This is a genomic window from Rhodopseudomonas sp. BAL398 (assembly GCF_033001325.1).
Lineage (GTDB): Bacteria > Pseudomonadota > Alphaproteobacteria > Rhizobiales > Xanthobacteraceae > JARJEH01.
Window position 1 is genome coordinate 84,749 of the sequence record NZ_CP133114.1, and the last position, 13,965, is coordinate 98,713.

Annotated in this window: 10 protein-coding genes; 7 read left to right on the forward strand and 3 right to left on the reverse strand. The window is 57.7% G+C overall.

Features of this window, described 5'->3' with window-relative positions; all coding sequences use genetic code 11:
- The first annotated feature begins 35 nt into the window (after positions 1 to 35).
- Entirely contained in the window at positions 36 to 3,497 is a 3,462-nt protein-coding gene (locus RBJ75_RS28855; protein ID WP_234707475.1) for an AAA domain-containing protein, read from the forward strand.
- Positions 3,494 to 5,254, forward strand: a complete 1,761-nt coding sequence (locus RBJ75_RS28860) for a phospholipase D-like domain-containing protein (RefSeq protein WP_052628998.1) — start codon at positions 3,494 to 3,496, stop codon at positions 5,252 to 5,254. Before RBJ75_RS28855 ends, RBJ75_RS28860 begins: the two co-directional genes overlap by 4 nt.
- Here RBJ75_RS28860 and RBJ75_RS28865 read toward each other — a convergent pair.
- The 3 genes from RBJ75_RS28865 to RBJ75_RS28875 form a co-directional block, all read right to left on the reverse strand.
- Complete coding sequence (locus RBJ75_RS28865) at positions 5,215 to 6,009, reverse strand: hypothetical protein (protein WP_152647788.1); 795 nt, start codon at positions 6,007 to 6,009, stop codon at positions 5,215 to 5,217. The genes RBJ75_RS28860 and RBJ75_RS28865 overlap by 40 nt on opposite strands.
- A gap of 273 nt (positions 6,010 to 6,282) precedes the next feature.
- Entirely contained in the window at positions 6,283 to 9,384 is a 3,102-nt protein-coding gene (locus RBJ75_RS28870; protein WP_276156827.1) for a DEAD/DEAH box helicase, read from the reverse strand.
- A 5-nt stretch (positions 9,385 to 9,389) separates the two neighbouring features.
- On the reverse strand, positions 9,390 to 9,995 hold the full coding sequence (locus RBJ75_RS28875) for a hypothetical protein (protein ID WP_152647757.1): 606 nt from the start codon (positions 9,993 to 9,995) through the stop codon (positions 9,390 to 9,392).
- Positions 9,996 to 10,325: 330 nt separating this feature from the next.
- Between RBJ75_RS28875 and RBJ75_RS28880 the strand changes: the two genes are divergently transcribed.
- Genes RBJ75_RS28880 through RBJ75_RS28900 form a run of 5 tightly spaced genes read left to right on the forward strand, consistent with a single transcriptional unit; the run spans position 10,326 to position 13,909 of the window.
- On the forward strand, positions 10,326 to 10,808 hold the full coding sequence (locus RBJ75_RS28880) for a toll/interleukin-1 receptor domain-containing protein (protein ID WP_044413541.1): 483 nt from the start codon (positions 10,326 to 10,328) through the stop codon (positions 10,806 to 10,808).
- 35 nt (positions 10,809 to 10,843) lie between these two features.
- Positions 10,844 to 11,215 (forward strand): TIR domain-containing protein, encoded by a 372-nt coding sequence (locus RBJ75_RS28885; RefSeq protein WP_044413544.1) that lies wholly within the window; start codon positions 10,844 to 10,846, stop codon positions 11,213 to 11,215.
- A gap of 7 nt (positions 11,216 to 11,222) precedes the next feature.
- Complete coding sequence (locus RBJ75_RS28890) at positions 11,223 to 12,218, forward strand: caspase domain-containing protein (RefSeq protein ID WP_044413546.1); 996 nt, start codon at positions 11,223 to 11,225, stop codon at positions 12,216 to 12,218.
- Positions 12,219 to 12,234: 16 nt separating this feature from the next.
- The gene (locus RBJ75_RS28895) at positions 12,235 to 12,534 is read left to right on the forward strand and encodes a hypothetical protein (protein ID WP_044413548.1); all 300 of its coding nucleotides are present in this window, start codon (positions 12,235 to 12,237) and stop codon (positions 12,532 to 12,534) included.
- Positions 12,527 to 13,909 (forward strand): metallophosphoesterase family protein, encoded by a 1,383-nt coding sequence (locus RBJ75_RS28900; RefSeq protein ID WP_044413550.1) that lies wholly within the window; start codon positions 12,527 to 12,529, stop codon positions 13,907 to 13,909. The genes RBJ75_RS28895 and RBJ75_RS28900 overlap by 8 nt, the downstream gene beginning before the upstream one ends.
- Positions 13,910 to 13,965 lie beyond the last annotated feature (56 nt).

Below are 13,965 nucleotides of genomic sequence, written 5' to 3' on the forward strand. Positions count from 1 at the left end.
GGCAAATGGCGGAACAAAGGGTCGGGCGCTACAGGTTGACGCGCAAGATTGTCCCTGGCGATATCAAGCGGGGGATACCCGACCTTTGGCAGGCCGAAGATCAGGGTGACCTTTATTACGCAAAGCTCTGGACGAAAGGGCCCGGCGATAGCACCGCAATTCAAGCGCTATGGAACCGAGAGGTTCGCGGTCTCATGCGGCTTCAGGGCTACCCCGGAGCCTCGGAACTGTTCGTGAAGTTGCGTGATCTGGACTCGGACGAAAAGTATTTTTTCGCAATTCTTGACGGAGGCAGAAGGCAAGTCCTTGCGGACGTGCTGCAGAATCGAAGCCGATATCACTGGCTCCTCAACTTGGCCGAGGTGAGCCGGCGCCGTCCGCTTTGGGAAGGGCTGCTTCGGATTGCGGAAGCGCTGGCAATCCTCCATCGAGAGGGCACACTCCACCGTTCCTTGTCGCCATCTTCCGTCTTCGTCAGTCCGGACGGGCAGGGAGAGTTTCGGCTGAGCGGATTCGAGTGGTCCTTACGGCTGGCGGGACCCGACAGCGGCGCGTCAAAGGTGTTACGCAAAAGTATGTTTAGCGCTCCTGAGCTCGACAAGCCAGACGGCGAATACTCGACGGCGACGGATTGGTACGACTTTGGGCTAACCGCTGCCGAGCTTTTCGGCGTGCCTCTCAAGAATACAAAAAAGCGAGCGGCGCTGCCAGCGCTCATTGGCAATCTGACGAACCTCCGCGAAGCCGAGCGAGATATCCTTCGGCGATTACTGGATGAGAACCAGGAACAGCGCCTCGTAGACGCTGAAGAAATCGAGCAACTGCTGCGGCAGATCATACGAGATCTCGGCACCGTCACCTCTTCTTCAGGCAGGGATTTGCTGCTCGCCGTGCGCCTGAGTTCAGACTTGGACATCGCACGGACGATCGAAGTGGTTTCTGAGGGACAAGCGAGCGCGCACGATCCTGCTGCTCAACGCGATTGGATACGAAAGGACCTGAGGGGTGATGTTCGTGTCATCGGTCGGACTTCGCCATCACCTTACTACGTCCTCAAGGGCGAGAAGCTCGAATACCGGGTTCGCAATTGGTCGGTCGACAGTTTAACGACATGGGATGTCGGGTTCTGTGACGGGATCGAACGAGTTCCGAGGATTAATTCCGATGATCAGCTTTTCAGCCTGGGCCAGCGTAAGCTCGATGTGCAGCTGTTTCCGCACGTTCGAAAGAATATTCGATCGGCGCGAGACAGGTCGGCCCAATGGGACAAGGTGTTTCCCGTCCGAACCCAGCGGACGGAGCTTCCCAATAACCTACGCACTGTGCATGAGTTCTTCCGAATTACGCAACAGCTCGACACGGTTCTTACCGTCGCGCAGATTTGCGCAGTTGACATTTTGGAGATTGAGAAGGGCACCAACGACACTACGGTGATCGTAACTCCAGTCCAAGAGCCCGAGCGGGCGGACTTGGCAAGGTTCCTCAATCTTGATCCACCTCCAGAGCAGATTCAGGACTGGTTCAAGCTGGGAGCGGAAGCCGTCTCGGCTGATGATGAGGAAGAACCGAAGCAGGATCGGTATTCTTTCCTCGACCGACACACGATCGGAAGCGACACCTCGTCAACAACCTGGCGATTTGTACGAGCCAAGCCCAATCCAAAAGGACCGCGCTATCTCTTCCGAGCCCAAGGCGCCGCAGCTGTACGGGAGGGACGGGCTTATCTAGCTCGAAATCACGGCGGCACTCTCGCGCAAATCCGACGAAGGCACAAAGCGATCGAGGACATGCGTCTCTTTGAAGGCCTGTTGCGGCTCGTCGCGTCTCCTCGCGAAGTGACTCGCAACAATTCCGATGCCTTGCCGGTCGCCAAGGCGGTCATACCGCTCGATGACTCTAAGCTCGCGGCGCTTCAGCAGCTCTGGAGGACGCAGCCCTCCTTTGCGATCCAAGGACCTCCCGGTACCGGCAAGACAACGTTGATCAAGGCTTTCGCTGATCGACTTTTCAATGTTGATTCGAGCGCGCAAATCCTAATTACCGCCCATTCTCACCACACCGTTGATGACGTCCGAGACAAATTGTCAAAGGTCTTCGCCGACCACGACAACCATCATCGCCCGATTGTTCTGCGGCTGGGCGCTGATGACGGTGACGGCGATAGTTCGGAGAGGGTCACTGAAGCGCTCCTCTCGCAGCTCAATGACAGCGATTTGGCGCGTCGAGCGCCCGCGCACCTACAGGACAGGTTGTCTTCCGCGGTCGAAGAGGGCGGCGGCCGGAGTTCGGACGCCGACACGGATGTCCGCACGATGCAGGTCCTGGTGCAAGATGCGGCCAATCTTACCTTTTCGACACTCAATTCGCCCGATCTGGCCGACCTCGCCGGCCGCGGCCGGCGCTTTGACTGGTCGATCATTGAAGAGGCGGGCAAAGCGCACGGCTTCGACATGGCGACCGCACTGCAAGAGAGCCACCGGCTGCTCCTGATTGGGGATCACCACCAGCTTCCACCGTTCAATGTACGGCGCTTCACCGATCTTCTCGGTGACCCGCTCAAGGTCCGGAAGGCAATTCAGGCCGGCGCTCGGTTCGCGCCGGGATTGGTTGATCCCTCACTGGTGGCGGATGACGAGGATCGCGATCCTTTCGTCGATCGCTGTGCCGAATGGGCGCGCATGGTGAAGCTGTTTGAGACGATTTTTACGCGAAGCGCCCTCGGCGGAGCAGAGGATTCGCCTGCTGCGATCCTAACCGATCAGCACCGTATGCACCCACACATCGCCGAACTTGTTGGGAAGGTCTTCTATCCTGACGAAGAAGGCGGCACGATTCTACACTCCCCACCTGAAACCCATGAGCGCTTCAAGGGCGAAACGCCCTACACGATTCCATCATCATCTTGGTTGCCTGCGCAACGAGTGGTGTGGTGCGACGTCCCGTGGGAACGAAAAGAGGAGTTCGCTGAAGGCGAGGTCGAGGGCCTGTTTGTTTCCAGGCCAGAGGCCGAGTTGGTCGTCAAGGTTCTCGAGCAAATTCAGCCGCGAGGCGAGGAGCCTTGCGATCTGCAAATCCTCTCTCCATACAACGGTCAGTTGGACGCCATTAGAACAGCCATCGAGAGAGCGTACTCGTCGGGGCGGCTACCCCACATGTTTAGGCCTCCATTTGATCTCGGCCATGGAAAGAGAACAGGCGCAACGGTCGACGAATTCCAAGGTTCTGAAGCGGACATCGTGATTGTCAGCCTTGTACGCAACAACGCCCTCGTTCCGTGGAAAAGCCTCGGATTCCTGAAGGAAAAGAACCGAATGAACGTGCTGCTGAGCCGTGCGAAGCAGAAGCTCATCATCGTGGGAAGCTGGGATTTCTTTGAATCGAGATGTAACGCCACAACGAGCGAGTATGACGAGCATGCGTACATAGGCCGGATGATGAAGGAGATGGCATTAGCGGAGAAGGCGCACATTCTATCAAGGGTGAGGGCAACCAGATGAAGTTTGTTTATGTCCCGCTCTATAGGATGGCGGTGAGCTATCTCTATAGTTTTGGCCGCCGCTGGAGCCTCATTGAACATATGCTCCTTATCGAGAGCACGGTGGCAAAACACACCGCTTCCGAACTCGCGGTGATAGCTAATGTTCCGCACAGGCTCGTCGTCGAAGCGCTGATCAATCTCCTGCGCTCGAATTGGATCGAGGTGCGCAGCGATAACGATAGGATCTACTTTGCCGCCACTCCAGCTGGGCACAAACATGCCAAAGAGAAAACACTTCCTGAACGCCTGCAGAAAGACATACGCTGGGATTCTGTCTGTGTTGAGAGACTAACGGGTCACTGGATGCGGGCCGACGATGTCGATCTCGTGTACGAGAAGGACCTTCCAGCTGATGCCGTGAGGTTACCGGCACTCCTCCATACATTCGAGCCAAACGATTCTGCGCTACGAGACCTCTTTCGCTTGAATCTCAACGAGAGTTTGGAGCCAACCACACCGCAATTTCGCACGCCGTCCTTGCCTTACGCACGGGTGGGTCTAGCTTTCGACGAGGTTCAGATTGGTTTGCCTCCAAACGCTCCTCTGGGGCTGCGAGCGAGCTTGGTAAAGGCCTCGGCAGAAATCGTAGATGACGACAGCGCCTCTTATTCGGCGAAAACACACATCGTGCAAGAGGCAGCGCGCGACGATCTGACTGCCGATGATATTATCGTCGGCGGGGAAGCCCACCTTATGCTGCTACGAGAGGTCTTGGAGCGGGCAAAGTCATCGATCGTAATCCATTCTTGTTTCCTGAGTGCTGATACCCTTCGTAATCTGCTGCCTGACTTTGAACGCGCCGCGAGGCGCAAAGTCCGGGTCGACCTCCTTTGGGGCCTCCATGTCGACCCAGAAGTTGGCGGACCGCCCAGAAAATTCTCGGATGCGACTGATGTGCTAGCAGGACTGCCACCCGGCGCGCGCGGGAGAATTCGGCTATCGCCACACTCCTCTGGTTCTCATGCCAAAGTGCTAATTTACGACGATCGTGACACCGGACTTTGGACCACCGTCGTCGGCAGCTGCAATTTTCTTTCATCTGAATTCGACTGGATGGAGGTGTCGTTACGCACCCGCAGTGCGCTCTTCACAACCAAGGCCCTGAGCCTGTTGCTTTCTAACCAGCTTCCGGCGGTCGGGAATTGGAGCGCAACGGCGCGACAACTCAACCATATTTGGTCGGAGCTAAAGGTGAAGATCCGGACGCAACCGGAAGTCGGCAAGTACTCGATTTCTCTTATAGCCGATTACGATCACTATGCTTGTGTAACGCTCGCACGAGACCACGCGTCGAAAGAAATAGAGATTGCGTGCGACCTGTATGGCCTATCAGCGGAGACGTCCGTGCTTGTTCCCATGGAAACTGCTGCGTCTCGAGGCATCGACGTCCGCCTTCAGTATACGCGTCCAAGTAAATTCCTGCTTGAAGAGGGCCATGAGCCCGCGCCAACCGACATTGCAAAACGTGGCATCAACATTGTTCGTGTCGAAAATGTGCACGCAAAATACCTCGGCTGGGACGAGGACACTCTTGTGATTTCGAGTTTCAATTGGATGGCCACGTCGGTCGATGCACGGAGATCGCGCGGGGCCGAAATCGGCGCGCTGATCGAGGGTCCGGGCATTCGCTCAATTCTGGTCGAGAAATTGCGTGGGAGACCCGGTGAAAACGCCTCTCAGCCTGCCGAATCTGTTGACGGGATGATGCCGAGCTGATTGCACACGGATTGCCACCTGAGAGAGAGCTCTGGATTGAGTTTATTGAACACGCGAGACGAGAGAGAGAGAGCCGCTTGCGCTTTACTTGTTTCGTAACGGATCAGAGCCTCGATCACGCGCGCGCGGAATTCTTTGCTCCTAAAATCCGAGGAGGATTGTATCAGTGCGTAAAGATCATCGTATAAGCGCTCTACCCTGGAGCGAAGCCATTCCATGCGCACCCACCTGGACAGCAACTGCTCGCTAAACAATACTTGTGCGGCGACAGCCAGAAGGTCCAGATCCGTCGCGCGGTAGACCGCGGCCCATAGCCATGCGAGCACGTAGACGCAAATGCGAGCCCGTTCGAAACGCAACATTCTCCCAAGGATCGATTTGGTGAACAGCGTGTTTTCCAACACAGACGCGCCCATTCGAAGGAACGGATCGCCTGCGGGAGCATTATAATATCCCTCGGACGGAGAGGGCACGAGGGGTACAGAGAACGCGTTGGAGACAAAGTCGGCGAACCGGTTTGAGTGCGCGCGAGTGGCAAAGTAGGTCCGTATCACAATGCCACTTACGAAGAAGACAATTACTGTAACGGCGAAGGTCGCCTGGACTGCTCCATAGAGTTTCGGTTGTGCCGTCCTGTCGATAAGAAGCACAACAATCGAAAGCGCCGCCGCCAAATAAAACGTAATGTCGGAAACCCGTTCTGCGACGCCGAGTGGAACATAAAACTCCGGACCAACTGGATCTTGGCGTCTCAATCCACTTCCCCTATTCAACGGTCAAGTCTCTATAGCACCGGCAATCGCGCAATTTCTATTGCTCCCTTAGGTAATCCGCGCTGCGTGAGGAACGAGCGTTCCGATCGCAAGGTCTTGGTGGTTTGCGCCGGCGGCCATACCGTTTCCGCGATGCCGACTCTACGATGATGAACACGACCGATTCAATGACGACTCGCCTTAGCATGGGATAATCCTTGCCGATCTCCAAAGGTCCGCTTCGCGCCCGCGCGCTGGCTCGGCTCCCTAGTTCCGTCAGGCGACGTACGGCTCCAATACCGGCCGAGCCGCAATGGTCGCTCGTTCGCGCCGGTCAGCGATTGTTTCAGCAGCATTGCGGATGATCCGAAGCTTCCCCGCATCACCGTCGATGCAGGCGAGAAGAGCCGCGTCAGTGGCCATCCGAATCGCTGCTGGCTCGCAGAGCTCCTGCTGCGCGAGGCGTGTGTAGTCGCCGCGGAGCAGATGGGTCCCCGCATCTCGCGCGAGATCGACGGCAGCACCCGGAATCCCATAGGTGAGGCGCAAGGTGAGCCGTGAGACGCGGTCACCAAGGTCGAGGCCTGGATGCAGAATTTCGGCCACACGCGCTGCGGTGGGCAACACGTCTGCTGTTCGCGCGGCAGCGCTTCGGACCGGGCCGGCGGCGCCACCGAAAGCGCCACCGAATTGTGTCATCGTGTGCTCAACATCTTGCATTGGACGGCCCGAGATATAGAGCAAGCATGCGACAGCCTTCTTTGCCCTCAACGTCACCTGGTGGCTATCAACAGCGAAGCGCTGAAACGCCGAGAGGATGCGTTGAGCGACTCCTTGCTGGCGCAGCTCGTTGGGCCAGAGGTACGGCTCCTTCTGCGTGCTCTTCTTGTTCATTGGGAAGAGCACTTGATCGAGCTCCACTGTCGACTGCGACGCGCTGATGAGGGCAGGATCCGTGATTTGATCTGGTGTCAGTCCGGAAACGCTCTCTACCAAGCGGATGATCGATCCGACCTCGGTGGCGGACTCGCCCGCGAGGCGGCCGAGCGGGAGCAAATAGTAATTGCCCCGGTCGTTAACCTCAATCAGCTGGTGGTGCTCCAGATCGCCGAGCGCTTCGACGAGGTCGTCGCGGCTCCAACGCCAATTCGAGCTTTGAGCAGTGGCTTGGAATGCGCCAAAGCTCGCCTCCAAGAAGTCGATAATCTCATCGGCACTGACCCCTTCGACGCTGGCGCGCCGCGCCGCGACGAGCACTCTGACGACGAGCGAGCGGGGGTCAGTACCTTTGTCCAAGAAGCGCGAGAACAGATCCTCGGGCGCGCCGGTAACGTAGCGTGACCAGAAATCGAACTCGGTACGAGGGTCGGTGGCGAGGAGGTAGGAGGTACCCTTCTCAGCGAACCCGAGACGGCCGGCACGGCCGACGAGGTTCTTATACTCGGCCACGGAATATGGCTTGTCGCCGGGATGCTCGAGGCCGGCGATGATGACCGATGAGGCGGGTGTGTTGACACCCATGGCGAGGGTCGTCGTCGCCGCTATGATACGTAGGGCCGATCCGGCCTTGCGGAACTCTTCTTCAACGATGCGGCGCTCTTCGGGCTCGAGGTCCGCGTTGTGAAAGGCGACGCCTTGGCCGAGCACACGACGGAGGTCTTGGCTCGCCTGCGACGGGTCGCCGGCCGGAAGCTGAGCGAGGGCGTCTGAGACCGGCGGCAAGCCAAGGGCATCACCGAGGTAGCGGGCGCATCCGCGCGTCTCACCCTTCTGCTCGCGGAAGACGATGATCTGCTGCCCTTCGCCGACGAGCTTTTGGACAAGGGGAATGATCCAATCTTGGCTGGATCCTTTCCCAAAGTAGCGCCGGATAATTGGAGGCGATCTCGATTCCTTGCCCGTCTGCGAGTGGATAAACCGAAAGGAGCCATCGGCGAGCATAAGTCCCTCATCAAGAGGGACGGGACGTTCATTCCGCCGCAGCAGCCGAGCGCCAAGCCAACGTTCGAGACCGTTGGTATCGCCGATCACCGCGGAAAGCGCGATGATCTGAGGCTCCACGTCGATCCGCCTTTGCATGCGGATCAAGGTGAGGATGAACTCCAGGTTCGCGCCACGGCCCTCGTCGGCGATCATCTGGGCTTCATCGACTACGATGACGCCGGCCTGTCGCAGTACATGCGGAAACGTGAGAGCGACCGCTGCAAACTTCTCGTAGGTCAGCAATGCGATATCGTACTGGCCGCGCAGGAGCGGTGTGATATCGTCCGTCTCACCCGTCGCCTCTATCGTCCGTACACCGAACGACGAGTAGGTGGCTTGAAAATGCCGCCGCTTGTCGGCGACCAAGGCCTTCAGTGGCAGGAGGAAGATCGCGCGCTTGCGGTCGAGCACATTCCGGAGCGCGGCGAGTTCGCCCACCATCGTCTTGCCTGACGAGGTCGGCGCGGAGACGACAAGATGCTGTCCATCGAGGACGCCGAAATCGTTGATGGCCTCGACCTGCAACGCGTTGAGAGAGGGGATAGGCGCCGCCCAGGCGTCGACGAGCGCGGCCGGAAATCCGACCGTCTCCAACGAGCGGATGTCGCTTGCGACCTTCGCCGGCGCCCGATCTGGAAATGCCGCGAAATAGCGCGCACCAGGGACAAAAATCGGCCAAGTAACGGCCCCGTCCATGGTGCCGCGAAAAGTTGGATTTTGTGGACGGCCGATTTGATGAGCGGCGGCGGTGACGCGACCGGTCACATAGTCGAGGAGCCGATAGATCGGCAGCTTGCCGCTATCGATCACCTCTGGCACGCCGCGCAGCCCTTCGAGCAAATAGTAGGTGAAGAAGCCGTGGCCGAAGCGGCTGTGCTCATAGGCCGGCTCGTTGGCGCTGGACGCGGTGAAAATGATCCGACCATCGCCGGCCAGTTGATCGAGGCGCGTCTCGATGGAGCGAAGATCGCGCGGCCGCGCCTCAACATGCAGGACCTTGGCACCGATGCCGCCCGAAAAGCAGCAGTCGAGGAAGAAAATCAGACGCCGTGCCGGTATGCGGGAGAACCACTCCTCGATCAGCGCGAGCGGCAGCGTAGTGTTGGCGAGGTCGTAGAGCTGTGTGTCGTAGGTGACGAGTTCGTGCGTGTCCGACCCATGACCGGAGAAGCCGATAACGACCGTGTCGCCGGGATCGCAGTTGGCGAGGTCTTCAAATTCACGCTCAAGGCGGATGCGCGTGGCCTCCTCGTCCACAACAAGGCGCGAAACGCCGCCGAGCGTGTCGGTGAACAGCGCGTCGAACGCGACGGCGTCACGGCGGGCACAGCTCAGCTCGTTGATTTCCGACGAGAGATAACGGTCGATGCCGATGAAGAGCCCTCGGAACGCCATGGCGGCTAGCCTCCCAGCTTCTTCAGGAGGTCGTTGGCGGTTCCGAGCCGCGCCCGGCGCATCTTTATCCACTGCATCGCATTGCCGGCGAGGCCCGCGTTGTACGGCGCGAGTTGAGCCGCTTGCCGTTGGAGATACTCAAGAAGCTGCGCGATCGTGTCCTCGATGTACTTCGCTGCCTCGTCGGCTTGCTGGGCGGCGACCTCGATGCCGATGATGAGGTTCCGCCCGCGGATGTCGCCACGGGGGGGATTCATATTCCAGGGATTGGTTCGCAGGCGCCAGAGATCCTCCTCGCCCGTAAAGGGGATCGACTTCGTCGCCCTTAGACCCGGGACCCGAATAGGTCCACGCTCATAGCCCCAACGATCGTGGACCTCGACTTGAACCTCTTCCACGTTCGCCTTCGCCGCCGCGAGGTCGAGCTTGAGCGACTGGATCGCGCACTTGCCGGCGACGTGGGCGGCGACCTCCTCGTCGGTGTTGTTCGCGAACAGCTCATCGGGCAATTCGTCGACCCGGCCGCGCAGGAGATCCACCTGGTGGCGCAGGACGTCATCCAGGCCGACTCGATCACGTCGGTAAAACAGGAGCTCGCCGAGAACAGCCATGACCCACTCACCTTCCTTCTTCCGCGCCGAATCGAACCCCAAAAACGACCGCAGAACATAGCACGAACGGAGGCCGAGGCCGAATCGAGTGCGGTCAGGAGGGGATGCTCTCACATCCGACAGCGGTGCATGACGTCTGAAGGAGTGGGTATGCGATCAAAAGCGCGCGTCGACCAGCTGCTTTGAAGAACTCGATAGGGCGAAAACTCATTCGTTTATTCAATCCCGAGTTTGGCGGTCAAATGCGGGGGAAAGCAAAATTTCATAGCACCTAAGGGTTGCGTGAGGTCTTTCGTTCTGCAAATGTTCTAAGCTTGGGATAGGGCGGAAATGGCTATCAAGGTATTTGTTTCACATAAAAAAGAGGACGCGCAGCAGGCGGCTGCCGTTGCGGCGCACCTTTCTGCAAAAGGCTTGGGCGTCTACCTGGATGTCATTGATGCGCAGCTGAGAAAGAGTGGGCCGGATTTGGCGGATTATATTCGCGCTCAGCTCGACCAATGCACGCAGCTTCTCGCGGTCATTAGCGCCCAGACCCAAGCATCGTGGTGGGTACCATGGGAAATTGGCGTGGCGACTGAAAAGGAGCGCTTTCTGGCTTCGTTCGTCTCCGGCAGCGCCACTGTGCCTGAGTTTTTGCTGAAATGGCCCTATCTTCGGACCACCGCCGATCTCGACAAGTACGCCGCAGAATCGAAACGGGCTGAGCTGCTCGTCGAAGACCGCGTGCAGAAAGGCTATCGAGCTACCGCTCGAGCGTCGGGCTTTCGAGCGTTTCACACCGCCCTTAAGGCCTCTCTCGGCCAACCATAAACTTTAACAGAACCGATCAACACGAGGAGACAACCATGGCCGATAAGAAAGTCATTTTTATTGCTTTTGCGATCGAAGACGTGACGCAACGGGATTTCCTCAAAGGGCAATCCCTCCATCCGCGCGCGCCATTTGAATTTATCGATATGTCAGTCAAGGAAGCCTACGACAGCGGCTGGAAAGAAAAGGTCAGAACTCGGATCAAGCGGTCTGACGGCGTTATCGTTCTGGTAAGCAAAAATTCTAAGGCGTCTACCGGTCAAAAATGGGAAATCGACTGCGCAAAGGAAGAGAAAAAGAAAATTCGCGGGATTTATGCATACAGCAGCGATCGAACCGAGCTGGACGGCGTGACCACTTACACCTGGAACGATGCGAACATCAGCAGCTTCATTGACTCCCTTTGACTTGGCTATGCGTAAAGCTCTTATCGTCGGCCTTGACTATTATCATGACTTCACCCCGCTCACTGGGTGCGTCAACGATGCGAATGCTGTGGCAGGCGTTCTTGGCCGTCACGCAAACGGCACAACGAACTTCACCACACCAAACGTGCTAACCAGCTCCGGCGCTCACAATGCTGTCGAACGCGGCGCGCTTCGAGATTCTATCGAAGCCCTTTTCAAGGATGATTCCGAAATCGCCCTGCTTTACTTCGCGGGCCACGGATATGTTGACGAGACTGGCGGCTTCCTTTGTGCAAGCGACTGCCGAAATGGTCATGACGGGCTTGCGCTGAGCGAGGTGATGACCTTTGCGCGATTTTCACCGGCGAAAAACAAAATTATAATCCTCGATAGCTGCCATGGCGGAATTGCCGGTAACCGGCCTGGCGGCGGTAGCATTGCCGAGATCTGCCAAGGCATGACGCTACTCACGGCCTCAACCGAGAATCAGTATTCGTTTGAAGGTGGCAATGGAGCGCCGGGTGTTTTCACGAACCTGCTCGTCGACGCCTTGAGCGGCGCCGCCGCTAATCTTGTTGGCGACGTTACGCCTGGCAGCGTGTATGCCCATATCGATCAGTCATTGGGCCCTTGGGGTGGGCAGCGCCCGGTGTTTAAAACCAACGTCAAGTCCTTCGTGTCCCTTCGTAAGGCGGCGCCCCCGATCGCGCTCGCAGAGCTTCTGCAACTGGCCAATCATTTTCCACGGCCGGGCTACAAGTTCCAACTCGACCCGTCGTTTGAGAAGGAACGGTCTAAGGAGCAGCGGGAAGACCCAAATATTCCGACGCCAGATCCTGCGAAAACGGCCGTTTTTACGGTGTTACAAAACTATGTGAGAGTGAACTTGGTCCGCCCGGTTGATGCGCCCCACATGTGGCACGCCGCGATGGAAAACAAGTCATGCGAGCTAACGGTTCTCGGCGAACACTATCGCACGCTCGTTGCTGAAAACCTGATCTGAGGCATGCGAAGCTGAGATGTCCGACCATAAAAGTCATCTACCATTGGAGCAGCTGGTCGAAGAACTTGCCGCGCTTGAACATCGGCGTTGGGCCCACTGGCAGAAATATGTTCATGATAACGGTCGGCGGCAGCCGGATGGTTCAATCGTGTTGCCGTCGGACCTCGTGGTGCGCTGGGACCGTCAGATAAATACGAAGTATGCGGATCTTAGTGTCGAGGAAAAAGAGAGCGATCGTGAGCAGGTGAGGAAGTATCTTCCTCTTCTGGAGCGCTGGCTGATCCACGTCCGGAAGGAAAGCAACGGCGATGCCTGACTCGTTTAGAACATTCCGCGACCCGCTTCTCTCCTTGTACCAATCGGCTGTCACAGAAGTCGCTAAAAAAGTCGATCGGGGCGCAAATGCCAGCGTCACGAGTCGGGCCGGCGCGCAGCGATCGATGACCAGTTCGCTTCCAGACGTCGCCGCAGATATCGCCGAGCGCGAATACAATCGTTCAATTGGTGGCGTTGCGCCCGTTGCTCGTAGTGGTCCGACCGCACGCGAGCTTTCCAAGACCGGTATGGCGCAGGTCTGCGCGGAATGGGGCTTTCGGTATCTCAAAGCTGTGGCGTCAAGGGACGACCAGGCCATCGCGCAATTGAAGGATGAGTTTACGGCGGGGACATGCGACCCGGCATGGCTCACCACCTTGGAGGCGTACCGAAGCTACTTGGGCGAAGACGGCAAGCGCAAAGCCGCGCCTTACGTCCGCGCGGCGACCGTGGGTCCAAAAACCATCGAGATCAAAAGCAACGCGCGTGTCGCTTTGATGGGGGACTGGGGCACCGGCGCACCGCCTGCGATCGGCGTCCTAAAATATGTCGCCGGGGACCACCCGGATCTGGTCGTGCACCTGGGTGACATTTACTACTCGGGTACGCCTGCGGAATGCCAATCAAACTTTATCGATCCGATAAATGCGATTCTCCGAACGAGAGCGCCTATGCCCGTGTATTCGCTGTCAGGCAACCATGACATGTACTGCGGAGGGGTCGGGTTTTATGAGCTTATCAAGCAGCTCAATGCCGCCCCATTGACGCAGCCGGCAAGCTTTTTCTGTCTAAGGTCTGCTGACGAGAAGTGGCAATTATTGGCGATGGACACGGGGTTGCACGACGATAACCCGGTGACGGTGGCCGGTGCCGTGACATATCTGGAGGAGGATGAGCTCGCTTGGCACTGTGACCGCATCAATGAGTTTTCCGGACGAACTATTTTGCTTTCCCATCACCAGCTGTTTTCAGGCTTTTCCCCCATTGGCCCAGCGGATGCGCAAGGAAAGCGTTCTGCGGTGAATCCTCGGCTGCTTAAAGCATTTCAGCGGATGACACAGAATAAGGGAGTGGCTGCGTGGTTCTGGGGGCATGAGCATACACTCAGTATTTATAATCCTTTCGCCGGATTGGAGCGTGGCCGCTGTTTGGGCCATGGAGCCGTGCCGGTTTCCGTTATCGACAAAATCTATGAGCCGCTTGCGAATCTTGACGTGACGCCATCGTTGCTGGACCGGTCAAAACTCGGCACTACAGGGGGCGTCTACAATCATGGATACGCCCTTCTCACCTTTAACGAAGATTCATGTCGCGCTGAGTATTACCAGGCAGCAAACGGTGTGCGCACATTGGTTTTCGATGAGTCATTTGCGTAAATCTAGGTGGCATCGTTAAGTTGACATAAACAGGACCGTATGGGGCAAAGAACGGA

Excerpts from the sequence above, each read along its gene's own strand:
- RBJ75_RS28875 (WP_152647757.1), bottom strand. The coding sequence starts at position 9,995 with ATGGCTGTTCTCGGCGAGCTCCTGTTTTACCGACGTGATCGAGTCGGC.
- RBJ75_RS28870 (WP_276156827.1), bottom strand. The coding sequence starts at position 9,384 with ATGGCGTTCCGAGGGCTCTTCATCGGCATCGACCGTTATCTCTCGTCG.
- RBJ75_RS28860 (WP_052628998.1), top strand. The coding sequence starts at position 3,494 with ATGAAGTTTGTTTATGTCCCGCTCTATAGGATGGCGGTGAGCTATCTC.
- RBJ75_RS28880 (WP_044413541.1), top strand. The coding sequence starts at position 10,326 with ATGGCTATCAAGGTATTTGTTTCACATAAAAAAGAGGACGCGCAGCAG.
- RBJ75_RS28895 (WP_044413548.1), top strand. The coding sequence starts at position 12,235 with ATGTCCGACCATAAAAGTCATCTACCATTGGAGCAGCTGGTCGAAGAA.
- RBJ75_RS28900 (WP_044413550.1), top strand. The coding sequence starts at position 12,527 with ATGCCTGACTCGTTTAGAACATTCCGCGACCCGCTTCTCTCCTTGTAC.
- RBJ75_RS28890 (WP_044413546.1), top strand. The coding sequence starts at position 11,223 with ATGCGTAAAGCTCTTATCGTCGGCCTTGACTATTATCATGACTTCACC.
- RBJ75_RS28885 (WP_044413544.1), top strand. The coding sequence starts at position 10,844 with ATGGCCGATAAGAAAGTCATTTTTATTGCTTTTGCGATCGAAGACGTG.